The 22,268-nt window shown below is 65.5% G+C and carries 17 protein-coding genes; 6 read left to right on the forward strand and 11 right to left on the reverse strand.

Annotated features, from left to right (window positions below):
- Window positions 1-139: 139 nt before the first annotated feature.
- Window positions 140-4,174, reverse strand: a complete 4,035-nt coding sequence (gene pulA / locus PG897_RS11205; RefSeq protein WP_201881958.1) for a pullulanase-type alpha-1,6-glucosidase — start codon at window positions 4,172-4,174, stop codon at window positions 140-142.
- Window positions 4,175-4,454: 280 nt separating this feature from the next.
- Here pulA and PG897_RS11210 point away from each other — a divergent pair, with 280 nt between their 5' ends.
- Window positions 4,455-4,865, forward strand: a complete 411-nt coding sequence (locus PG897_RS11210) for a hypothetical protein (RefSeq protein ID WP_005308618.1) — start codon at window positions 4,455-4,457, stop codon at window positions 4,863-4,865.
- Between the two features lie 62 nt (window positions 4,866-4,927).
- Here PG897_RS11210 and dmeF read toward each other — a convergent pair whose 3' ends face one another.
- Complete coding sequence (gene dmeF, locus PG897_RS11215) at window positions 4,928-5,878, reverse strand: CDF family Co(II)/Ni(II) efflux transporter DmeF (RefSeq protein WP_201881956.1); 951 nt, start codon at window positions 5,876-5,878, stop codon at window positions 4,928-4,930.
- Window positions 5,879-5,949: 71 nt separating this feature from the next.
- On the opposite strand from dmeF, the gene PG897_RS11220 reads away from it, so the two are divergent.
- From PG897_RS11220 to PG897_RS11230, 3 genes are all read left to right on the forward strand, one after another.
- Window positions 5,950-6,225, forward strand: coding sequence for a metal/formaldehyde-sensitive transcriptional repressor (locus PG897_RS11220; protein ID WP_005308614.1), 276 nt, complete (start codon window positions 5,950-5,952; stop codon window positions 6,223-6,225).
- 157 nt (window positions 6,226-6,382) lie between these two features.
- Entirely contained in the window at window positions 6,383-7,579 is a 1,197-nt protein-coding gene (locus PG897_RS11225) for an amino acid aminotransferase (protein WP_201881951.1), read from the forward strand.
- A 58-nt stretch (window positions 7,580-7,637) separates the two neighbouring features.
- Complete coding sequence (locus tag PG897_RS11230) at window positions 7,638-8,561, forward strand: LysR family transcriptional regulator (protein WP_010635177.1); 924 nt, start codon at window positions 7,638-7,640, stop codon at window positions 8,559-8,561.
- Between the two features lie 43 nt (window positions 8,562-8,604).
- Here the strand turns inward: PG897_RS11230 and PG897_RS11235 are convergent, their stop codons facing one another.
- The 6 genes from PG897_RS11235 to PG897_RS11260 all read right to left on the reverse strand — a co-directional run bounded on the left by PG897_RS11235 (window position 8,605) and on the right by PG897_RS11260 (window position 13,328).
- Window positions 8,605-8,928, reverse strand: coding sequence for a DUF1820 family protein (locus tag PG897_RS11235; protein WP_201885202.1), 324 nt, complete (start codon window positions 8,926-8,928; stop codon window positions 8,605-8,607).
- A 192-nt stretch (window positions 8,929-9,120) separates the two neighbouring features.
- Entirely contained in the window at window positions 9,121-9,972 is an 852-nt protein-coding gene (locus PG897_RS11240) for a YjjW family glycine radical enzyme activase (RefSeq protein ID WP_201885235.1), read from the reverse strand.
- Between the two features lie 37 nt (window positions 9,973-10,009).
- Complete coding sequence (locus PG897_RS11245) at window positions 10,010-11,536, reverse strand: YjjI family glycine radical enzyme (RefSeq protein ID WP_201885203.1); 1,527 nt, start codon at window positions 11,534-11,536, stop codon at window positions 10,010-10,012.
- A 116-nt stretch (window positions 11,537-11,652) separates the two neighbouring features.
- On the reverse strand, window positions 11,653-11,994 hold the full coding sequence (locus tag PG897_RS11250; RefSeq protein ID WP_201885204.1) for an AzlD domain-containing protein: 342 nt from the start codon (window positions 11,992-11,994) through the stop codon (window positions 11,653-11,655).
- A 2-nt stretch (window positions 11,995-11,996) separates the two neighbouring features.
- Window positions 11,997-12,716, reverse strand: a complete 720-nt coding sequence (locus tag PG897_RS11255; protein WP_201885205.1) for an AzlC family ABC transporter permease — start codon at window positions 12,714-12,716, stop codon at window positions 11,997-11,999.
- 135 nt (window positions 12,717-12,851) lie between these two features.
- A complete protein-coding gene (locus tag PG897_RS11260; protein WP_005308598.1) occupies window positions 12,852-13,328 on the reverse strand; it encodes a L,D-transpeptidase family protein in 477 nt (158 codons plus the stop codon).
- 260 nt (window positions 13,329-13,588) lie between these two features.
- Here PG897_RS11260 and PG897_RS11265 point away from each other — a divergent pair, with 260 nt between their 5' ends.
- Complete coding sequence (locus PG897_RS11265) at window positions 13,589-16,735, forward strand: S41 family peptidase (RefSeq protein WP_201885206.1); 3,147 nt, start codon at window positions 13,589-13,591, stop codon at window positions 16,733-16,735.
- A 95-nt stretch (window positions 16,736-16,830) separates the two neighbouring features.
- Here PG897_RS11265 and PG897_RS11270 read toward each other — a convergent pair whose 3' ends face one another.
- Together PG897_RS11270 and PG897_RS11275 are read right to left on the reverse strand one after the other, a co-directional pair.
- The gene (locus tag PG897_RS11270; protein WP_054544039.1) at window positions 16,831-18,174 is read right to left on the reverse strand and encodes a zinc-dependent metalloprotease; all 1,344 of its coding nucleotides are present in this window, start codon (window positions 18,172-18,174) and stop codon (window positions 16,831-16,833) included.
- 20 nt (window positions 18,175-18,194) lie between these two features.
- The gene (locus PG897_RS11275) at window positions 18,195-18,857 is read right to left on the reverse strand and encodes a hypothetical protein (protein ID WP_201885207.1); all 663 of its coding nucleotides are present in this window, start codon (window positions 18,855-18,857) and stop codon (window positions 18,195-18,197) included.
- 332 nt (window positions 18,858-19,189) lie between these two features.
- Between PG897_RS11275 and PG897_RS11280 the strand changes: the two genes are divergently transcribed.
- On the forward strand, window positions 19,190-21,385 hold the full coding sequence (locus PG897_RS11280; protein WP_201885208.1) for a glycoside hydrolase: 2,196 nt from the start codon (window positions 19,190-19,192) through the stop codon (window positions 21,383-21,385).
- Between the two features lie 21 nt (window positions 21,386-21,406).
- Here the strand turns inward: PG897_RS11280 and PG897_RS11285 are convergent, their stop codons facing one another.
- A complete protein-coding gene (locus PG897_RS11285) occupies window positions 21,407-22,198 on the reverse strand; it encodes a substrate-binding periplasmic protein (RefSeq protein WP_201885209.1) in 792 nt (263 codons plus the stop codon).
- Window positions 22,199-22,268: the final 70 nt, after the last annotated feature.

Here is a 22,268-nt window from a genome sequence, read left to right on the forward strand (position 1 = left end):
GCCTCGCCCACGAGCAAAGAAAAAGCGCGGCTGCCGGTCGGCAGTCGCGCTTTGCTTACTCTCTCGGTGTTATCCCACCCTTGGCAAGGTGGAATTCAACCCTGGGCTGCCGAGCCAGCCCCGGGCTCGATGGGAATGACTACTTGGCGCTGCACTCCTGGATCACGGCGGTACCCGCCTTGACACCAGCCGGGTCAACCTTCACCAGCACGCTCCACAGCCCTTGCGGCAAGGTGATGCTGTTGTTGGCGCTACCCGCCTGGGAGAAGGCGAACGGGTAACCGGTCTCCGCCTTCAGCGCACCGCCACCGTTGAGCAGGTACTCCTTGCTCCAGTCCTCGTTGGCCACCTTGAACTCGGTGCTGCCGGTGTAGTTGAAGGCCGCCTGATAGATGGCGAGATCCCCATCCATCCCCTTGTAGCTCAACTGGTACTGTGGCTGAGCGGCCCAGCCGGAGAGCTCGCCCTTGACGAACAGGTTGTAGCCGAGCGGATTGCCCGCCACCGTGTCCAGCACCTTGCAGCTCTGCACCGGCTCGGTAAAGCTGACGCTCAGGGTGGGCTTGTCCTTGTTCATGGCGGTAAACACGAACTTGTAGCTGCCCGCCTTGGCCAGATCGAGCCCGATGTTGCCGGTATCGCCACCCTTGCAGAGGGTCAGCGGAGTGCCGGCCACCAGCTTGTCACCGGCGTTGCAGCTGCCGTAGTTGAGGGGACCCCAGCTGGCATCCGCGATCTTGACGTTGGTGGTGCCCAGCTTGTCGCTGCTCACCTCGGTGGTGAACTCGTACATGAAGTTGCTGGTGAAGGTCATCTGGTTGGTGTTGCCCCACTCATCGAGGAACCCCTTCAGATAGACGGCTGTGTCACCGAACGGCGGTACCGTGCTCAGGTCAGTCTTCTTGCCGACCGGCAGGCCGCTGCCCTGGGCACCGCTCTGCGGCTTGACGAACACCGCCGCCGACCAGGCACCCAGGGTCAGGGTACCGCCATTGACGGCGGCATCGCGGGCGATGCTCTCGCCGCCGTGGTGGGCCGGGCTCAGCTGCAGGCTGGTCAGGTCGATGGGCTGATCGTTGCCGTCACGGAAGTCGCCGATGCTCTGGGGAGCATTGGTGGCGTTGATCATCACCACCAGGCCGTCGATGGCCGGATCCAGATCCGCACCTGCATTGATGCCGTCATCCACCGTCATCACGATGAGGCCGGGCACCTGATCCGGGCCGGTATTGCGAAAATCGACCCGCTTGATCACCTCGGCGCCACTGCCCAGACGCAGCAGACGGGAGGATTGGCGCAGCTCGGCCAGCTCCTGATAGAAGCCCACCATGGTCGCCATGTCGGCACCGCTCGGTTTGACGTGCTTGCCGAGCACCTGCTCGATCAGCGGATAATTGTCGCCATCCTTGTCCTTGCGCGGCAGCCCCTTGTCGAAGTTGTTGTCGGCCAGGGTGTAGTCGACCCGATTGTACCAGTCACCCGAGTCGTAGCTGTCCCGCTCCATGGACTTGGAGCGCAGCAGCTCGACACCGGCGTGGGTAAACGGAATGCCCTGCCCCAGCATGGCGGTGGCAAGCGATACCCCCTGCATCCGCACCAGATCGGCCCCTTGCGGCGCCTTGTAGATCAGGTTGTCGAACAGGGTCTGGTTGTCGTGCTTGTCGACATAGTTCTGGATTTCGGTCGGATCCTGGGCATAGCCCGCCGGCTGACCGTTGTAGTCGATGTCGGCCCCCTTCTTCGGCATCCCGTCCTTGTCGGTCAGAATGAAGTCCTTCAGGTTGCCGGCCATGCCGAGGCGCACCAGGTCGCTCTGATGCAGGGCGGTGGCGCGATCGACGCCGTCCATCTCGTTGGCATCCACCAGGGCGCCGTTGCCAAAGCCCTGGGTCTTGCGAATGGTGTCGCCGCCGTCGAACGGACTGCCACCGCGCACCGCATCCCGCAGCCGGTCGGAGAAGGAGCCGATGCCGGTGCCAGCCAGGTGTTTCTGGGTCGCCTGCACGAAGCGCTTGTCATCCTGCACCTCGCCGAAGTTCCAGCCCTCGCCGTAGAAGTACATCTCGGGGTTGACCTTCTTCACCGCGGCCAGCGCCTGCACCATCTGATCTTTCGGGTGGTGGCCCATCAGGTCGAAGCGGAAGGCGTCGATCTTGTAGTCGCGCGCCCAGGTGACCAGGGAGTCATCCATCAGCTTGGCGAACATGGCGTGTTCCGGCGCCGTGTTGGAGCAGCAGGTGGAGTTCTCCACCGAGCCGGTCTCCGGATTGAGGCGCTGATAGTACCAGGGCACTATCTTGTCGAGCACCGACTTGGGCCCCAGGCCCGCCTCGTTGGTGTGGTTGTAGACCACGTCCATCACCACGTTCATGCCGATGTTCTGCTTGATGGCCTTGACCATTTCGCGGAACTCCAGGATGCGCTGGCTGCCCTCGGCGTTGGTGGCGTAGGAGCCTTCCGGGGTGGTGTAGTGGTAGGGGTCATAACCCCAGTTGAAGGAGTCGACGCCGCGCAGGTAGCCGTAGAGCTCCTGCACCTGCGGGTTCTCCTTGCTGTCGCCCCCTTGCAGATCGCCGAGCACGGCCTCGATGGTCTGGCCGCTGCTGCAGTAGCCGGCAAACTTGGAGTTCTGTACCTCGGGGTTGACCTGGCACAGCTTGCCGAAGTCGTCGCCAATGTTGGCCACCTTGGCCGGGTCTTCGTTGACGGTGGCGATGTCGAACACCGGCAGCAGGTGCAGGTGGCTGACGCCGCTCTTGGCCAGCGCCTGCAGGTGCTTGACTGGCGCCGTGTCGGTATCGGTCAGACCGAGGAACTTGCCGCGGTGCTCGGCCGGGGTGGAGTCGTCGTTGCCGGTCAGATCGCGGACATGGGCCTCATAGATGGTGATGTCGGCCGGGTTCTGCTGGCTGTGGGGCGCCTTCAGGCTGTCCCACCCTTCCGGCTTGAGGGCCGGATCGTTGAGATCCACCACCTGGCTGAACTCGGAGTTCATCGCCAGGCTCAGGGAGTAGGGGTCGGTCACCTGATAGGATTCCAGCTTGCGACTGACCGGGTGATAGACCTGGATGTCGTAGCGGTAGAACTTGCCCACCAGCTCGCTGCCGCCCTGCACGCTCCAGCTGCCACTGGCCTCGTCCAGGGTCATGGTGCGCTCGCCAAGCGACTTGTGCTGCTCGTCGAACAGCGCCAGCTTGACCGATCTTGCGGTCGGCGCCCACAGCCGGAAGGTGACATTGCCCCCCTCCACCACGGCGCCATAGGTCAGCTTGGTGGCCGCCTCGCTGTAGAGGGCATCGAGGGCACCGGCGCTCTGCACCAGGGTCGCCCCCTGCAGAATACCGTCGGCGTCGGTGCCGATGGCCACCAGCTCACCCTTGAGCAGCGGCTTGAGATCTTTCCCGGCCGGCAGGGCGAAGGCGGCGGCATCCTTGAGATGCGGATACTTGGCCTGCTGCTCGGCGGTCAGGCTGGTCGGGGTAAGGGTGATGTAGGGGAAGTCGAACACCCCTTCGGCATTGGCCTTGATGGTGCCGGAGTCGGTGTAATAGAGGCGGACATGGGGTTTGTCCTTGCCCCCTTGCCAGATCAGGGTGTTGCCGTCGATCAGGTGGGCACTGGCACCCGCCACGCCGAAGGCGGCGGTGAAGGCCTCGGCCCGGCTGCCGAAGATCTCGTTCTTACCGGCGACGATGGCCACGGTGCGGTCCGGGTGATCGCTGAAGACCACCTTCATGTCGCTGCCGGTCAGGTTGGCCAGATCGCCGTTACGGGCGATAAAGTTGATGCACCCTTCCACCTTGCTAAGGGGCACCACCCAGCTCGGGCCGAAGCCGTCAACCGCGGCCGGGGTGTTGGCCTTGTCGTCCCAGCCCGCGTTGAGGCCGCTCTCGGCGGTGGCGTTGCAGGCGTCGTTGTTCCACAGGTGCAGGCTGTAGTTGGCGAAGGGGCCAGTGACCCCGCGGGCGGCGCTGGTCTGGGTATCCACCAGGGCGATCACCGCCTGATCGGGCCCGGCCACCAGCTGTTCGGCCGGGGGTTGTACATTGGGCAGACGGGCGACTGGGCCGTCCGAGGGTTCCGGGGTGGGGGAAGTGCTGTTGTCATTGCAGCCGGACAAAAGCGCGAGCAGTGAGGCTGTTACCAGCGCCACCTTGGTCTTTTTCATATCCATTTTTTTATAATTCCCGCTGTAGTTAGTCTCGATATTCGAGTACCCGGTCATTGCCGAGCGGGGCCATATTAATCAGCTGAAATCGTTTCAAATGTGAGCAGGAAGGCAAAAAAGTTAACCTCTTTCAACAAGATAACGTTTTCATAACGAAAATCGGATCGGGCTCACAGACCCGTCGTCCGTTTCGGCCCATACCAGCGGAAGGCGCGTCCAATTTCGGAAAAAAAGATTTCCGATCAAATGGATAAGTGAACAAGAGCGAGCAAAGGAGCAACCGGAGATGAAACGGATTGAAGAGCAGGCCAGGCGGCTGGATCAGGAGTATCAGGGGATTGCCCAGCTGTTCGACCAGTTCTGCCAGCAGGCGGGCACCCTGGCCGAGCAGTACCACTTCTTCAATTGGCCGGATTACGAGGATACCCCGCCCCTCGCCCGCGCCTTCACCCTGCTGGGGGAGCCACGGGAGCTGCGGCTGCGCTGCCAGCCGGGGGAGCGCGGCAGTTTGAGCGGTCTCATCCAGGTGTGCGGCGAAGATGGCACCGTCCACGCCAGCCTCGGCTTTCATCCCGACGGCCAGCTGCAGCTGGAGTCGGGCCGGCTGCTGGACAATCCGCCCGGGCTGCTGCTCAAGCTGCTGCTCGGCGCCATCTGGCAGCACAAACCGGACGATGTGCAGGGCCCGCCCCACTGAGCCAGAAAACAGGAAGGGGCCCTGGCCCCTTCCTGCTGTTGCGGGCGACCCACCGGCCAGGATCAGGGGGTGCCCACCTCTATGGTGACGTGCACCAGCTCCTCGTGGATGGCGAGCCGCGCGCGGATCTCGCTGGCGGAGAGCGGCACCGCCATCAGCAGGGAGAGCACGCAGGCATACTGCTGCTGGCCCACCCGCCAGACGTGCAGATCGCGGATCTCGGTCTGTGGCAGCTCGGCTATCACCTCGCGGATCTCTGCCACCAGCGGCGCATCCATCTCGGCATCCAGCAGCACCCGGCCGGAGTCGCGCAGCAGCCCCCAGGCCCACACCGCCACCAGCACGGCGCCCACTATGCCCATCAGGGGGTCGAGCCAGTCGGCCCCCCACAGCATGCCCCCCACCAGCGCCAGAATCGCCAGCACCGAGGTGGCCGCATCCGCCAGCACGTGGATGTAGGCCGCGCGCAGGTTGAGATCCTGATGGCCGTGATGATCGTGTGAGTGACCGTGGTCGTGATGATCATGATGATGGTCGTGACCGTGGCCATGGTGATGACCGTGATCATCCTTGAGCAGCCAGGCACAGGCCAGGTTCACCAGCAGGCCGACGATGGCGATGGCGATGGCCTGCTGGTAGTGGATCGGGCTGGGATCCAGCAGCCGGAACACCGACTCGAACAGCATCATGCCGGCCACCCCCACCAGCAAGAGGGCGCTGGTGAAGCCCCCCAGCACTTCGATCTTCCAGGTACCGAAGCTGAATCTGTGGTCGCGGGCAAAGTGGCGGGCGGCGCGGTAGGCCAGCACCGAGAGGCCGAGCGCCAGCGCATGGGAGCTCATGTGCCAGCCGTCGGCCAGCAGCGCCATGGAGTTGTAGAACCAGCCGCCACCGATCTCCGCCACCATCATGACGACGGTCAGCAGCACGGTCCAGCGGGTCTTCTGTTCCGCCAGCGGATTCCCTTCGTGGACGACGGGTTGGTGGCAGTGGGATGAGGCGAGGGATGACATGGATTTCTCCTGAGGACGAGGATGCAATATACTATACCCCAGTATAGTTTTATTGATCGAGAGGATCCTGCATGTCACACACCATTCACGGCAAGAAGAAGCTGTTGGCGCGGGTGCGCCGCATCAAGGGGCAGGCAGGGGCACTGGAGAGCGCGCTGGAGCAGGAGAGCGACTGCGCCGCCATCTTGCAGCAGATCGCCGCCATTCGCGGCGCCGTCAACGGCCTGATGCTGGAGGTGCTGGAGGGCCACATGCGCGAGCATCTCGGCGCCGAAGAGGCGACCCCGGCCGAGCGGCTGGAGGATCTGGATCAGGTGGTGCGGGTGTTGCGATCCTATCTGAAGTAAGGCCGGTGGAGCGGGCCGCATCATCCCGTTTACGGCTGGGCGGCGTCGGCCCCACGGCCCGCGCCCCTTTCAGACTTGAGCCCTCGCCGGCTTTACGCCATGATGACCGCCGATCATTGATCGCCATACCCTGGATTCCATTTCGCAAGGACCCCCCATGTTTGAACACGTCGATGCCTATGCTGGCGACCCCATCCTGACCCTGGTCGAAACCTTCCACAAAGACACCCGCGAGCAGAAGGTGAACCTGGGGATCGGCCTCTATTACGACGAGCAGGGCCGCATTCCGCTGCTGGCCTCGGTACAGCAGGCCGAAGCCCAGCGCGCCGCCGCCCCGGCCCCGCGCCCCTACCAGCCGATGGAAGGCGCCGCCAACTACCGTACCGCGGTGCAGCACCTGCTGTTCGGTGCCGACCACGAAGCGGTCAAGGCGGGTCGCATCGCCACCATCCAGACCATCGGCGGCTCAGGCGCGCTGAAGATCGGCGCCGATCTGCTCAAGCGCTACTTCCCGACCTCAGAGGTGTGGGTCAGCAATCCCACCTGGGACAACCACAAGGCGATGTTCGAGGGGGCCGGCATCAAGGTGCACGACTACCCCTACTACGATGCGGCCACCGGCGGCGTGCAGTTCGACGCCATGATCGACTGCCTGAGCAGCCTGCCGGCCAAGAGCATCGTGCTGCTGCACCCCTGCTGCCACAACCCGACCGGGGTGGATCTCTCCCGCGCCCAGTGGGACCAGGTCATCACACTCGTGGTTGAACGCCAGCTGATCCCCTTTATGGATATCGCCTATCAGGGCTTCGGCGACGGGCTGGAGGAGGATGCCTACGCCATTCGCGCCATGGTGGCCGCCGGCGTCAGCTTCTTCGTCAGCAACTCCTTCTCCAAGAACCTCTCCTTCTACGGCGAGCGCTGTGGCGGCCTGTCGGTCATCTGCCAGGATGCCGAAGAGGCGGGTCGGGTACTGGGCCAGATGAAGGCCACCGTGCGCCGCAACTACTCCAGCCCCCCCACCCACGGCGGCCAGATCACCGCGGCCGTGATGAGCCAGCCCGAACTGCACGCCATGTGGGTCGGTGAAGTGACCGAGATGCGCACCCGCATCAAGGGGATGCGCCAGAAGCTGTTCGAGGTGCTGAGCGCCAAGGTGCCGGGCCGCGATTTTGGCTACTTCATCAACCAGCGCGGCATGTTCAGCTACACCGGCTTCACCCCGGAGCAGGTGGACCGCCTGCGCGAAGAGTTCGCCGTCTATCTGGTGCGCTCCGGTCGCATGTGCGTGGCGGGCCTCAACAGCCGCAACGTCGACTACGTGGCCGACGCCATGGCCGCCGTGCTCAAGGGCTAAGCCCGCAGCCCCGCTCAGGCGGGGCTTTTTGTTTGTCCCGTTTGCTCGTGGAACCGTTATGGATCTCATCGCCCTCTCCCGCCTCGGCGGCCGCCACCTGGTTACCCTGCACCTGCTGCTCGACAGCCAGAGCGTCACCCGCACCGCCGAGCGGCTCTGCACCACTCCCTCCACCGTCAGCAAGACCCTCAACCAGTTGCGGGATCTGCTCGGCGATCAGCTGCTCTACCGCCAGGGCAACCAGCTGTTGTTGACCCCGTTCGCCGAGCGGCTCGGCCCCACCCTGCACCGGCTGCTGAGCGAGCTCAACGGCCTCACCGGCCAGGGCGGCTTCGATCCTGCCAGCTGGCAGGGGCAGCTGAAATTCGCCCTGCGTGAGAGCGGCATGGTCTGGCCCATGGGGCCCATCCTGGCGCAGCTGATGCGCGAGGTGCCGGGCCTGGTGCCCGACATTCGCAACAAGGATGAGCAGGGGCTGGCGGCCCTGGCGGCGGGCAAGCTCGACTTCGTGATCCTGCCCCACGATCAGAGCCAACCGCTACCCCGCCAGCAAGGGCTGGTGTGGGAGACGCTGCGAGAGGACAAGCTGGTCTGCCTGCTGCGCGCGGATCACCCGGCGCTGGCGCGGCCCTGGGATCTCGATGCCTACCTGAGCTGGCGCCATATCGCCATTCGTGATCAGGAGCTGGCCAACCCCTTCTTCGAGCAGAGCCTGGCCCAGTTGCAGGTGCGCCGGCAGATCGCCGCCATCCTGCCCGATTTTGGCAGTGCAGCGACCCTGCTGCGCCAGAGCGATCTGATCCTCACCGCCGTCAACGGCTGGGCCGAGCAGGCGGCCCCGCACGATCTGGTAAGCCGGCCGGTACCGTTTGATTACGGCGCCGTCACCCACAGTCTGGTGTGGTACGGCCCCGCCGGAGAGGAGCCGGCGCGGCGCTGGTTTCGCCAGCGGATCCTGCAGCTGGCCCGCGAGCTGGCATGATGAGGGTCATGCCCGGCACAGGCAGTGCCAGGCACGACTGTGCTCAGGTTTTTTTGGTGTAGATGGGGCCGGGGAAAGGAGAGACGTTGTTGCCCAGCTCGGTGATGCGGGCAGCCCCCTGCTTGCGCACCTGATCGACCCGCAGCACGTGGTGCATGGGGATCATGGTGCGATTGACGTCGGCAAACTCACTCTTCAACTTCTCGTGGCTGGGGTCGACGATGAGCGCCGTGTGGTTGTCCCACACGAAGTTGGCGATCTCGATAAAGCCGAACAGCTGACCCTGGCTCACTTCCCTGACATAGACTTCGTAACGCTCGTTGTGACAAATGAACTGCACTCGATATAAGGCGTTGGATTCACTCATGTTCGTCTGTTGATGGTGGGCGATTGACCCATTCTAGCCGCCCCCTCGCACAGCTCAAATAGACAGCAATCACAGTTACGTCATCTCAAGACTCAGGCAGCATAAAAGCCACGCCGAACCGGTCGGTTCGCCGCCCAATCTTGCCTTGTCGTATTAAATCCCTTTGCGATCAGCTGATTAGCATCCAGCTACTCAGAGCAGTGGCGGCAGGCTGACGGGGCCAAGCCCCGCAGCCACCAGCGCCGCGGCCAGCTGCTCCAGCTCCTCTCGCGCCGCTTTTGGCCAGCCCTGCGCCGCCCCGCGCACACCGTGGTGGCGAAAACCGTTGAGGCGGATGGGCACGGGCCCCAGAGAGTGCAAGAAGGCGGCGAGCCCGCCATCCAGCGTGCCGTCGGCGGCGAGATAATCGCTCTGCCCCGGCACTTGCAGCAGGCGCACCTCCGCCAGCTTGCCCGCCCGCGCCAGCAGTTGCAACGAGGCCAGCACCCGCTCGCGGCCATAGCCGGTCAGCGTGTGATGCACAGAGTCGCGCCACCCCTTGAGGTCGATCATGGCGCCGTCCAGCACCGGCAGTAGCCGCTGCCAGCCAGCCTCGGCGAGCGAACCGTTGCTGTCGAGCAGGCAGCCAAGATGGGCCAGATCCGGCGCGGCCTTGATGGCCGTGAACAGCGCAATCACAAACGGCAGCTGGGTGGTAGCCTCACCGCCGGAGACGGTGATGCCGGTCAGCAGCGGGCCGTAGCGACGCAGCAGAGCCAGCACCTCGGCCACCGTCATGGTGGCGGTCTTGGGGCTGGCGCTGCGGGGGCAGGCATCGAGACAGGCATCGCAATCGGTGCAGCGCGCCGCCTGCCAGCTGACCCGCCCCTCCTGCAGGGTCAGCGCCCCGCTCGGACAGCCGGGCACGCAGTCACCGCAGTGATCACACAACCCTATGGTGTGCGGATTGTGGCAGCCGGGGCAGGCGAAGTTGCAGCCCTGCAGAAACAGCACCAGCCGGTTGCCGGGGCCGTCCACGCAGGAGAAGGGCAGCCAGCGGCTCACCGTTGCGCTGCGCGCCGCCCCTGCCCGCCTGTCGCACTCAGTAGTCACACAGGGTCGCCTCGCGTCCCACCACCCGCGGCGCCCGCTGGCGGATCCCGGTCAGCTCGCTCGCCTCGGCGCCGAGGCAGGTGGTCTGCAGCCGCGAGCCCTCGGTCGCGAAGCGGGCCACGTCGCTCTTGCGGATCATGTAGCCGGTCACCCGCACCAGGTCGCTGTCCGCCACGTTGGCGGTGAACTCGCGCATGCCGATGGCGAGCGCCCCCTTGCAGAGCTGCAGCAACGCCTGCGGGTTCTGGCGGATGGTGGGATCCAGGGTGAGGATCTCGCTGATCCCGGAGTGATAGAAGCCGTGGTGGGGTGCCAGCGCCAGCACGTGGCTGGCGGGATCCGGCTCCTCGCCGTAGGGGATGCGCACCCCGGGGGTCACCCCGCGATCCACGCTGAGCCCGCCCTGGGAGTGGAGCAGGGCGCGGCCGCCCCAGGCGTAGCGCTGCGGCGTTTCGCTCACGTGGCGGGCGAGCTGGGCCGAGATGCGATAGCCCAGCTGGTTCGCCTCTTCGTCCCGGCCGTAACGTTCCGGCAGATTCTCCTTGTCCATCAGAAGGTTGACCGCCTCGGCCATGCCGTAGATGCCAAACATGGGCACGAAGCGACCCTCCTCCAACAGCCCCTCCTGCACCAGGAAGCTGTCGAAGAAGCCGGACTCCTGGTGCAGGAAGGCGGCGCGCGCCTCGATCAGACGGGAGGCGAGGCGGCAGTAGTGGGGCAGCAGGCAGCCCAGGAAGTCGTCGATGCCGTGGGCCTGCTCGGCCACCCGCTTGAGGGAGACCCGCACCAGGGTGTTGGCGCCGCCCGCCTGGGGCAGGGCGTTGTAGCAGCTGACGATGCCGAAGCCGCGCTCATCGAAGGTGTTGCGATGCAGCGGGTAGTTGGCGATGTGGGGCTTGCTGCAAGCTGCTATGTTTTGCACCCCCTGCAGCAGCAGGCTGTCCGGGGTCTGCGCCGGATCGTGGAACAGGGTGAGGTTGGGGGCCACCTGCTTGAGCTCGCCGTCGATGCGCAGGATCAGGCGGCAGAGACGGTTGTCGTCCGGGCCGATATTGACGTGCATGAAGGCATCCGGCAGCACCCGGTCCAGGTAGATCCAGAACCCCTTCAGCTTGCGATAGAGGGTCTCGTCATCCAGCTCACCGACGAAGGGCAGCAGCAGGTGGTCGAGCCGGCCCAGCCAGACCGGCATGCCGGTGACGGAGGGCACGTGGTGGTAGAGGATGCGCAGGGCATCGAGCGCCTCGTCAAAATCCTGCGGCGGGGCCAGCTCCAGCCAGGCGGAGCCCTGGCGCAGAAACTTCTCGTAATCCGGCAGCACATAGCGCGGCTTGTAGGGGGCGTGCCCCTCGAACATGTCGCAGACAAAACCCTTGGCCATCGCCTCGCTCACCTCGGCGGGCAGCGCGGGATAGGGCAGCGCATTCTCGGCGGCCAGCGCCAGGGCATGGCTCTTCTGGGCCGGTGACAACAGGGGATCGCGCACGATGCGCTGGCAGGTTTCGGTGAAGGACATGGCTCGCTCCTCGACGAATGGGAGCTAAATCCTCACACTTGAGAGGTGTTTTTTGAAGTGACATTCACAACATGGCGGATATCCAATGAAGACATCCGCCATGCAGGATCACGGGCCTAGCCCAGCCAGGGGAGCAGCTGTACCACGCCCCCCTGCCAGCGCAGCAGGAAGAAGCCCCCCATGCCGACCACCACCACCAGCAGGGTCGGCAGCCGCAGCAGAGTCAGCGCCGTCACCAGCAGGGTGGCGACCAGGTAGTCCGGATCCCAGCTCAGCCCAGCGCCCGGCTGGTAGCTGAAGACGATGGGCAGCCAGATGGCGGTCAACACCGACTGGGCCGAGAAGCTGAGGAAGGCCCCCATCTCGGCGCCCGGCTGATAGCGGGTCAGCCGCGAGAAGAAGGCGAAGCGGTTGAAAAAGGTGATCAGGGCCAGCAGGCCTATCATCAGCCAGCTCATGATTACCTCCTCATCCGGTGCAGCACATAACCCACCAGCATGCCGGAGAGCGCCGAGATGATGATGTAGACCTCCGCCAGCAGCGGCTTGGTGAGCAGCGCCATGGCCCCGCTCACCAGGGTGGCCGCCACCATGGGCAGGTTCTTCATGGCGGGAATGGTCATGGCGATGAAGGTGGCGGCGATGGCGAAGTCCAGCCCCATCTGATCCAGCCCGTCGATGTACTGGCCGGCGGCGATGCCGAGCAGGGTCGCCACATTCCAGAACAGATAGAAGACGAAGCCGGCGATGAGCGCGTAGGCCGGATCGAAGCGGCCGCTGCGCTCCCTGTCTTTGAGCGCCACCGCGAACATCTCGTCGGTCAGGAAGAAGGCGAGACTGGCGCGCCAGCGCAAGGAGAGCGGCAGCACGTCGCGGCGAAAGGTAAAGCCGTAGAGCAGGTGCTGGGAGGTGATGACGAAGGTGGAGCCCATGATGGGCAGCAGCGGCGTGCCTGCCCCGAACAGGGTGGTGGCCGAGAGCTGGGCGGCGCCGGCATAGACCAGCAGCGACATCAGCTGGGCCTGCAGCGGGCTCAGCCCTACCTGCAGCGCCAGGGCGCCGCACAGGATCCCCCAGGGGATCACCGAAACGGAGAGCGGCAGAATATCGATGGAGGCGCGCCACCAGAGCGCGCGGGTACTCTCGGCCCCGACGGGTGGAGAGAGGGTTGCTGACGGCATGGGATCATCCTTGTTGCGGCCACGGCGAGCCGGAAAAACTAGCACAGCACGGGGACGGATACCAAGAGGCTGCGGGTAAAGAAAGGAGGGAGCCAAAAAACAGAACGCCACCCGAAGGTGGCGCGCTGCTGAGAATCAGGGCTGAATGATGATGGGGGTGCCGGGTTCGATGGCGTTCCACACTTCGTCCAGATCCTTGTTGAGCATGGCGATGCAGCCATTGGTCCAGTTGGACGGCTGCAAACGGGTGTTGCCTATGCTGTTGCGCTGACCGTGGATCATGATCATGCCGCCCGGTCGCACACCCATCTCGTTGGCCGCCTTGATGTCGTCCAGATTCGGGTAGTTGATGTGGATGGCCTTGTAATAGTTGGAGTTGGTCTTCTTGTAGTCGAGGATGTAACGGCCTTCCGGCGTGCGCTGATCCCCTTCCCGCTGCTTGTGCCCCTTGGGAGCCGGACCCAGAGCGATCCAGTAGCGTTTGACCTCCTTGCCATCCTTCATCAGGGTCAGGCTATAACTCGATTTCTTCACCACCACCATATCGGCGGACAGGGTGGCAAAACTCAATGCGGGCCACAGCCCCAGCAAACACAGTAATACGGCTCTCATTCCATCCCTCGGCAAGCCTCTGGTAAGGGCTTTTCTGTTACCAAATCATCTGAACTGCACCGCCTGGTGTGGCGGGCGAGCGCCATCATATTGGATCGCCATCAATACTCAATATATCCAGAGAAACATATCCCGCGCCATCTTTTATAGATTGTTACAATTAACTGCCAAAACAACGGGATAACCCCCCTATCTCGGGATAGTCCCGGGCGGGACATTGGGGGAAGATAAGGCGCTTTTCACCTCTCAGGAACCTCACGATGCGATACCGACTATCCCTGCTGCTCTTGCTGATCTGCTCCCCCCTGCAGGCGGCCGAGCCACTCTGGCTGCGCGAGCCCGCCCTCTCCCCCGACGGCAAGCAGCTTGCCTTCACCTGGCAGGGTCGCATCTACCTGAGCGCGGGGGATGGTGGCCCCGCCGTGCCCCTCACCGACGGCAGCTATCTGAGCCAGCGCCCGCTCTGGTCGCCGGATGGCAAGCTCATAGCCTTTGCCGCCAACCTCTACGGCAACGAGGACGTGTTCGTGGTGCCGAGTCGCGGCGGCGAGATGGTGCGGCTGACCCGCGATTCGCGCCCCGATCTGCCCCAGGCCTTCAGCGCCGATGGCAAACAGCTGCTGCTGAGCAGCCAGCGCCTGACCGACCCCGACGCCGATCACTTCGTGGCAGAGGGGTATCGGGCCAGCAACCTCTACTGGACGCCAGTTACCGGCGGCCCGCTGACGCCGGCCCAGCCCCTGCCCGCCACCCTGGCCCGCCCCCACGGCAACCAGCTGGCCTACCAGATGCCGGGCATGGATCAGCCGTTTCGCAAGCACCAGCACTCGTTCGCCGTCTCCCGTCTGTGGCTGTTCGACGGCAAACAGCATCGCCAGCTGACCGAAGACAGGGTTGCCGCCAGCGATCCGGTCTGGGATGAGCAGGGCAAACAGCTCTACTACCTGAGCGAGCGCAGCGGCGATTTCAACGTCTGGCAACGGGATCTGGCCAGCGGCCAGGATCGCCAGCTCACCCGCTTCAAGGGTCACCCGGTGCGCGGCCTCAGTGCCTCCCGCCAGGGGGATCTGGTCTGGTCCTGGCAGGGGGAGCTCTACCGCCTCGATGCCGGTAGCGACACCCCGCGCAAGCTCGCCATCCAGCCGCTGTTCGCCAAGGTGCCGGCCGAACAGAGCTGGCAGCCCGGCCCCATCGACGAGGCCATCGCCCGCCAGGACGGAGAAGAGGTGATCCTGGTCAGCCAGGGGGATCTCTACGCGGTCGACACCCGGCGCGAGCGGGTACGCCAGCTCACCCGCCACCCCAGCGAGCAGTCGGCTCCACGTTATCTCGATAAGGAGCAGACGCTCATCTACCTCTCCGAACAGGAGGGGCCGGCGGCGCTGTATCGCCTCAAGAAGGAGCAACCTGACACCCTGTTCAGCGCCCCCGGCACCCTGATAGAAGAGAAGCTGCTGGCCATCCCGGGCGCCGCCATCAGCGTGCCGACCCTCTCCCCCGACGGCAAACAGCTCGCCTTCGTGGTGGATGGCCAGGCCGTGCACCTGCTGGATCTGGCCAGCGGCAAGCAGCGCCAGCTGGTCGCCGCCGAGTTCAACCCCTCCCGCCATGCAGTGGAGCTGGCCTTTGCCCCCGACTCGCGCCACCTGGCGCTGACCATCCAGCCCGACTCCAGCCAGCAGGAGATCGCCGTCATCGACACCCGGGATGCCAAGGCCAAGCCGGTCAACGTCAGCCTCAACGGCTATCGGGATGGTGAGCCGGCCTGGAGTCAGGATGGCGGCATCCTCTACTGGCAATCCACCAAGTACGGCGTGCTGGGGGCCGATGGCGAGCCCCTCGGCGGCAGCCTGCTCGGCCTCTACAGCAGCCGCGCCGCCAGAAGCGATTTCCTTGCCGAACAGGCGCCACCCAAGACGGGTTACGGCTTCGAAACCGATCGGCTGGCACACCGCGAGGCGCTGCAGCTGCAGCCAGAAGGCACCGTCCTCGCCAGCCGCATCGTCGACGATCACCTGGTCTATCTGGTGGAGACCAGCGGGGCCAACGGCGAGAGCGAGATCAAGGGCTACGCCCGGGATCTGCGCAAGGGCGAGACCAAGCTGCTGTTTGCCGAGCAGCCGGGGCCGGCACTGGCCAGCCTCAACCAGGATGCCAGCCTCGCCACCCTGGTGCGGGAGGGGGAAATAGCCCTCATCGATACCCGCTCCGGCGAGGCCAGCAGCCACCCCTTCAATCTGCTGATCACCGCCAGCTGGCAGGATCGGATGACCGCCGCCTTCGACCAGATCACCCGCCTCACCCGGGACGAATTCTACCGGGCCGACATGAACGGGGTGGACTGGGATGGCTACGTGGCCGCCTATCGCCGCCTGCTGCCCGGCATCAGCAACGAGCGTGACTTCGGCAACCTGCTGGCGGAGCTGGCCGGCGAGCTCAATGTTTCTCACACCTGGGGCAGCGTCCCCGACTCCTCCCTGCGCATGCCGGACGACACCGCCAGCCTCGGCGGCTACTGGCGCGAGCGGCAGGGAGCGGTCGAGCTGGCCGCCCTGCTGGCCGGCGGCCCGCTGGAGCAGGAGACGGATCTGGCGCCAGGCGCCCGCCTGCTGGCCATCAACGGCACCGAACTGCACAGCCTCAACGAGCTGGATGCCCTGCTCAACCATCAGGCCGGCCAGCGGCTGGCCCTCACCCTGCTGCCCAAGGGGGCCAAGGAGCCGCACCAGCTGGAGGTCACCGCCATCGACCAGCAGCAGGAGTATCAGCTGCAGCTCGACGGCTGGATCGCCAAGCGCCGCAGCCAGGTGGAACAGTTGAGTCAGGGGCGGGTCGGCTATGTCTATCTGCCGGAGATGAGCAGCGCCGTCTATGAGGAGGTGGTGGCCGACGCCCTCGGTCGCCAGCGCAACCGCGAGGCGCTGATCGTCGACGTGCGCTTCAACAAGGGGGGCTATCTGGCCAACACCCTGGTGGAGTTCCTGACCGGCAGCGGCAGCGCCCAGGGCATGGCCAGCAGCTGGCCGCGCCTTGGCAAGGGTGAGACGGACGCCGCCACCCGCCAGTGGACCAAGCCCTCGGTGGTGCTGGTCAATGCGGGCAGCTACTCGGAAGGCTCGGCCTTTCCCCAGTACTACCGCACCCTCAAGGTGGGCCCCATCGTCGGTGAGCCGGTGCCGGGCACCGGCACCATGGTGTACGGCCACACCTCCAGGCTGATCCCGGGCCTTGCCTACGGCATCCCGACCCTGGGGCTGCGCAACCCCGACGGCACCCTGTACGAGAACCAGGAGCTGATCCCGGACGTGCAGGTGGCACTGACCCCGGCCGACATGGTGGCGGGGCGCGATCCCCAGCTGGCAGCCGCGGTGCAGGCCGCCCTCGCCCAGCTACCGGCGGCCAGATAAGTCCGCCATAAAAAGAGGAGCCGACCGGGCTTGCCCGGTCGACTCCTATGACAGACATCAAGGGCGCCCGCCTGTTGCGGGGCGCCCTTGTTGCATCAGGCCGGCTGCGTCTCGGCCGGCTGGCGGGCCAGCGCCAGCTGATACCTGTGCTCGGCCAGCTCCAGCTCACGGCGCGCCTCGTCCACCTTGCCGTCGGCACTCTTCACCGCTGCCACCAGCTGGTTGTAGCGATCCCAGCTGCCGTTGTACTCCTTCACCTCGGCCTGGTAGCGCTGGCTGATCTCGTTGGACTGGCGAATGATGGCGTTGTTCTCATCGTGCAGCTGATCGATGCGGGTGCTCAGGCCCGCCTGGATGGCGCGGATCCGGCGATACTCTTCCGGGCCGTAGCTGCCGCTGTAGCTGTTGTGCTCGCGCACCAGCCGGTTGATCTCCTGCACCGTCTGGCGGTTGCGCTGGTTCAGCTGGTTCAGCTCGCGCTGGTAGCGATCAAAGTTGCCCTTGAGCGTCTGCTGGCGATCCTGCAGGGCGGTTCTGGCCGCCACCTGCTGGCTGTAGTGCTCCTGGGCCGCCGCCAAGTCCTGGCGCCGGGTTTCGAGGGAGCGTTCCAGCTCGCCCAGATCCGGCAGCGCTTCCGTCACCATGGTGGGGTAGAAGGCGGCGATCTGCGGCGTGGTCACCTTCAGCGCCCGCACCGCATCGGCCCCGTTGGCCTGATCCCGATAATCCACACCGCACGGCTGCCCCTTGCAGACCAGGTCCGGGCTGGAGAACTTGTACTCGTGGCTGTAGACCCCGAAGCTGGAGGGATAGGCCATCACGGTAGCGAAGGAACCCCGCACCCCGTGTCCCAGCGCATAGTGGTAAGTGCCCCCCGTGCCATCTTGCAGGCGGGAGTGGTTGAGCCCCATGTTGTGACCCAGCTCGTGCGCCAGCACCACGTCGCCACAGCCGGTGGCCGTGACATGACTGAACATGCTGCCGGCATCCTGGGAGACATCCCCGTCGGCATACGCCTTGCGGCCATCGCTATAGGTCGCGGAACCACCAACCCAGGCCAGCCCGCAACTGCCGTGGTCACCGGTCTGGGGGCGCATCAGCACCACCATGTCGGCGCCATAACGGGTGCGCAGGGTCGGTACCTGCTTGAAAGCCGGATCCTGCTGGTAGGTCACCGCGTTGAGCGCGGATTCGTCGGTGCCGCCATCCGGGTAATTGACCTGCTGGTCGTGCACGCTCCGCACCGTCAGATCCAGGCCGCTGGCGGCATAGATCTGGTTGGTGACGTTGATCATGTGCTGGATCCGGGTCTGCGCATCCCCCTGATAGCGGGCCGCCAGCCCCGGGCTGTGCAGCACCATCAGGTCGATGGTTTCCGCCAGCACCGGGGTCGCCCCGAGCAATCCCGCAATCATGATCCCCAAGGTAGTTTTCTGCATGTGATCTTCCTTTTCTGTTGTTATTGGTGAGTCGGGATCAGGGCGTCATCGCCGCCATGACCCAGATCCAGCGGCGGGTTCTTGTAAACCCAGCCCTTGCCTCCCAGGGTCTCGACGGAGTAACTGCCTTGCGGCGTGCCGATGAACCCGAAAGTCGCTTGCTTGCCGACGGTGAAATTGACCGGATAGCTGTCACCGTCGACCCGAATCTCCCCTTGCCAGTTGCGCTCCCCGCCCCGCTGCAACTCGACCTTGGTCACCCTGGCCTGCAAGGTGCTGCCATCCGGCAGCGGCAGGGCCACGCTGTCACCCACCTGGGCCCGCTCCAGATCGCTGCCCTGCAGGGCGATCGGCTGGGGTTGCTCGACCGCATCGCCGGGCTCCGCCAGCGGAAAGTCCGCATCCACCTCGGCCGCCTGCCAGGGGGTCTCCAGCTGCTGGCTGCCATCTTCCCGCAGCCGATCCGGCTTGGCGGGGGGCGTGACCGGCGCCGGTTTGAGCGCGGGTACCGGCGTGGCGGCGAGCGGCGTCAGCTCCACCAGCGGGGCCGACTCTGCCGCACGCGCCTCATCCCCTGTCGTCATTGCTCCGGGCGCCACCGGCTGCGGCCACAGCCACCAGCCGATCACCCCGGCCAAGAGGGCGCACAATGCCAGCCCAAGCCCCCATTTCGCTCTCTTCATACTGATACTCCAGTCAAAAACAATCCTTATAAAACAATGAATTGCATTAAAAGTGAGGGGGCATGCTAGAAACTGGCGACAAGGCTGGCACCCCCCTATATGGGGCGTCTGAAAAATCGACGCTGGTGTTTGGCCACATCCATTTGAGTCAACAAAGCCAGCGCTGGCGGGGGCTGAGGAAGGGTTCGAATGATGCTTTTTTGCTGCAGTAAAACGTCCGTGAAAGCGACCGGCATGACTCCCTTCACCCCATATGGGTTAAGCAAATTTGGCTGTACCGGGAGGCGGGCTGCGGCGTACCCTGATGGCATTGATCAGGTCAAGGATGTTGCATGAACGGTTTGCGGATAACGGCGCCAGCACTGGGCTGGCTGGCAATTTCATGGCTGGCGGCGCCGCTCGCCGCCGCCCCTCTGACCCTGCAGGGCGGGACTCAAAGTTACAGTATTGATCCCGATACCCTGGCCATTGCGGTGAACCGGATCCCGGTCAGCGCGGGCCAGCCCGCCCGCCAGGTCGATCAACTGCAACAGGATGACCAGCAGGCCAGCTGGCGCTGGCCCGCCCAGGAGGCCAGGGTGGAGGTCAGGCTGGATGGCGACGACCTGCTGCTGACGCTTGCCAGCGACAGTCCCCGTCAGCTGACCTGGTACAGCCTGCCGAGAAACCAGACCCACCTCTCCCTCGCCATCGGCGAGGGCAGCCGCTTCTCGGTGCGCGACAGCGACTGGCTCGGCTATGTCGGCGACGAGCTGGCCGAGCTCAACACCCACTACGACCTCAAGCTGCCGCTCTGGAGCCAGGATGCGGGCAAGCAGACCTACAGCTGGATCCTGCAGAGCCCCTACGACAACCGGCTCAAGTTCAGCCGCCAGGGGGGCCGGCTGCAGCTGAGCGCCAGCCACGAGTTCAGCAGCTTCAACGCTCAGGCGCCCATGGTGGTGCGGCTGAGCGTGGGGGATGACTGGCTGGCAGGGGCGCGCCGCTACCGGGCGTGGTTGCAGAGCGAGGGGGCCTGGCAATCCCTGGCCGACAAGATTGCCCGCGTCCCGGCCGGCCGGCGACTGATCGGCGCCAGCCATGTCTACCTGTGGGGGGATGCCCTGCTCGATCGGCAGGACGTGAAGGCGTGGCCCGCCCTGCAGGCCAGATTGCAGCAAAAGCCGGAGTGGCTGCAGACCTTCAATGCCGAGGAGCGGGAGGCGCTGGCCGACGCCCATCCCGAGAGCTGGCAGCAGAGCCTGATCATGGCCGGCCTCAACCGGCTGATTGCCAGCCAACTGCCGCTGCCTGCCCAGCAGGGCCCGCAGGCCCAGAGCAAGGTGCTGGCCCTGCGCCAGCAGTGGGTCAAGGGTCAGCTGGGGGATCTGCTGGTGCCTCAGGAGCGCTGGGGCCAGGGGCTGTCGCTGCCGGTGATCGAGGCGCTGCAGCAGGCGGGACTGCGCAAGCTGTGGCTCGGCACCCCGCAGTGGACGGCGGCCCTGCAGCAGGGCTATGCCCTCACCGCCGCCCAGCGCCAGGGCTATCTGGTGGGCAGTTATGACTCCTACGACACCGCCATCGCGCCCGGCACCAACGACAGCTGGCTCACCGCCCAGCTGCCGCTGGCGATCGGCAAGCGCTGCGCCATCGTCGAGGCCAATGGCAAGCCCAAGCCGGGCTTTGGCGGCGAGGGGGTCTATCTCAACCCAGGCTGCACCCTGCCCTTTGCCAAGGGGCGCATGAGCGAGCTGGCCAAGGCCAGCGGCATCAACAGCCTGTTCCTCGACGTGGATGGCACCGCCATGGCCTCCAACGACTACAACCCGGCCCACCAGCAGGGCAGCCAGGCCATGATCGCCGACCGCAACGCCCGCATGAGCTGGGTGGGGGAGCACCTCGGCCTGGTGCTGGGCTCGGAGGATGGCAACGCCCTCACCAGCAAGCCGCTGCTGTTTGCCCACGGTATCCAGAGCTGGGGCTTTGGCTGGGAGGATGCCGCCATGCGCAAGCAGGCCAAGTCCCCCTACTACCTCGGCAAGTGGTGGCCGGACGAAGCGCCGCAAGTCTTCTTCCAGCCCGCCCGGCTCAAGCCGCGCTACCTGAAGACGGTGTTCAATCCGGCGGATCGGCTGCCCCTCTATCAGGCGGTGTTCCACGACTCCGTGCTCAACAGCCACCACTGGCTGCTGGACAACCTGAAATTCCCCGGCATCAAGGAGGAGCGCGCCCTGCTCGGCCTGCTCTACAACACCCCGCCGCTGGTCAACCTGAGCCGCAGCACGCTGGCCAGTCGCCTGCCGGAGCTGACCCGGCTGAGCGAGCAGTTCACCCCGCTGCACGAGGCGCTGTGGGACAAGGCGCTGGTGGGCTTTCGCTGGCGTGACGGGGTGGGCCGGGTGCAGGAGACCCGCTTCTCCGACGGCAGCCGGCTGGTGGCCAACTTCAGCCACAACTCCATCATGATCGACGGCCACAAGCTGGCGGGCCGGCAGCTGCTGGTGGCGCTCAAGGGCAAACCGGTCAGCGTGCTGAAGATCCAGGGCTAGACCCGGCGGGGTGACGGGGGATCAGAAAGGGGCGGCCCCGCCGGGCGAGACGGTGGGCTGCGCATGGAGGTTGAGCCAGCGCCGGCGCAGGGTCTCCAGCGAGCCATCTTGGCGCATCTGGTCGAGGGCCTGCTGCAGGGCCTGCACCTTGGCCGGCTCCGTCGCCAGGTTGAGGGCAAAGTAGTACTGCTCGCTGTCGTCATAGACGAACAGCGGGGTGAGCGCCTCGAAGCCGTGCCCCAGCTGGTGCATGTGGAAGGCCGCCCCCAGCTCCAGCGCCGTCACCAGCTCCACCCGACCGCGCAGCAGCATGCGAAACTTGTCCTCCTCGCTGTTGACGCTGACCGGCGCCAGCCCCTGGCGGATCAGCTGCTGGGCCGAGGCCGAGTTGCGTACCACGGCGATCCGGTAGTCGCTCGCCTCCTGCAGGCTGCGGGGCTGGATATCGGTGCGCGAGCTCAGTCGCCACACCCTGATGGTGCGCGGCCCGACCGGCCCCACCCACTGGAACTGGTGCTCCCGCTCCGGGGTGCGCGCCACCGAGAAGAGGATGCTGCCCGCCCGATAGCGGGCATTCTGATAGGCCCGCGCCCAGGGCAGCAGCTGGATGTCGCCGCGCAGCGCCAGACCGCTGCGCGCCAGCAGGGCGTGCAGCAGATCCACCGAGAAACCGCTCACCGGCTGGCCGGCCAGCTGGTAGTTGTAAGGGGGCATCTGCTCGGTCAGCGCCTGCAGTGCCCGGGCCGGCTGCGCCAGCGACCCCGTCAGCAGCAGCGTGGCCAGCAGCCACCTCCACCGCGATCTTGTTCCCACCCTCGACTCCTTCCCATGAAAAACAGACCCCTGCCGTGGCAGGGGTCTGACATAACGCATGTTCACCGGC

Source organism: Aeromonas sp. QDB20 (genome assembly GCF_027707805.1).
Lineage (GTDB): Bacteria > Pseudomonadota > Gammaproteobacteria > Enterobacterales > Aeromonadaceae > Aeromonas > Aeromonas dhakensis.

What these genes read in the sequence shown, in the direction of transcription:
- PG897_RS11250 (WP_201885204.1), bottom strand. Translation starts at nt 11,994, where the DNA reads ATGAGCTGGCTGATGATAGGCCTGCTGGCCCTGATCACCTTTTTCAAC.
- PG897_RS11235 (WP_201885202.1), bottom strand. Translation starts at nt 8,928, where the DNA reads ATGAGTGAATCCAACGCCTTATATCGAGTGCAGTTCATTTGTCACAAC.
- PG897_RS11220 (WP_005308614.1), top strand. Translation starts at nt 5,950, where the DNA reads ATGTCACACACCATTCACGGCAAGAAGAAGCTGTTGGCGCGGGTGCGC.
- PG897_RS11255 (WP_201885205.1), bottom strand. Translation starts at nt 12,716, where the DNA reads ATGCCGTCAGCAACCCTCTCTCCACCCGTCGGGGCCGAGAGTACCCGC.
- PG897_RS11275 (WP_201885207.1), bottom strand. Translation starts at nt 18,857, where the DNA reads ATGAAGAGAGCGAAATGGGGGCTTGGGCTGGCATTGTGCGCCCTCTTG.
- PG897_RS11245 (WP_201885203.1), bottom strand. Translation starts at nt 11,536, where the DNA reads ATGTCCTTCACCGAAACCTGCCAGCGCATCGTGCGCGATCCCCTGTTG.
- pulA (WP_201881958.1), bottom strand. Translation starts at nt 4,174, where the DNA reads ATGGATATGAAAAAGACCAAGGTGGCGCTGGTAACAGCCTCACTGCTC.
- dmeF (WP_201881956.1), bottom strand. Translation starts at nt 5,878, where the DNA reads ATGTCATCCCTCGCCTCATCCCACTGCCACCAACCCGTCGTCCACGAA.
- PG897_RS11280 (WP_201885208.1), top strand. Translation starts at nt 19,190, where the DNA reads ATGAACGGTTTGCGGATAACGGCGCCAGCACTGGGCTGGCTGGCAATT.
- PG897_RS11210 (WP_005308618.1), top strand. Translation starts at nt 4,455, where the DNA reads ATGAAACGGATTGAAGAGCAGGCCAGGCGGCTGGATCAGGAGTATCAG.
- PG897_RS11265 (WP_201885206.1), top strand. Translation starts at nt 13,589, where the DNA reads ATGCGATACCGACTATCCCTGCTGCTCTTGCTGATCTGCTCCCCCCTG.
- PG897_RS11270 (WP_054544039.1), bottom strand. Translation starts at nt 18,174, where the DNA reads ATGCAGAAAACTACCTTGGGGATCATGATTGCGGGATTGCTCGGGGCG.
- PG897_RS11260 (WP_005308598.1), bottom strand. Translation starts at nt 13,328, where the DNA reads ATGAGAGCCGTATTACTGTGTTTGCTGGGGCTGTGGCCCGCATTGAGT.
- PG897_RS11225 (WP_201881951.1), top strand. Translation starts at nt 6,383, where the DNA reads ATGTTTGAACACGTCGATGCCTATGCTGGCGACCCCATCCTGACCCTG.
- PG897_RS11230 (WP_010635177.1), top strand. Translation starts at nt 7,638, where the DNA reads ATGGATCTCATCGCCCTCTCCCGCCTCGGCGGCCGCCACCTGGTTACC.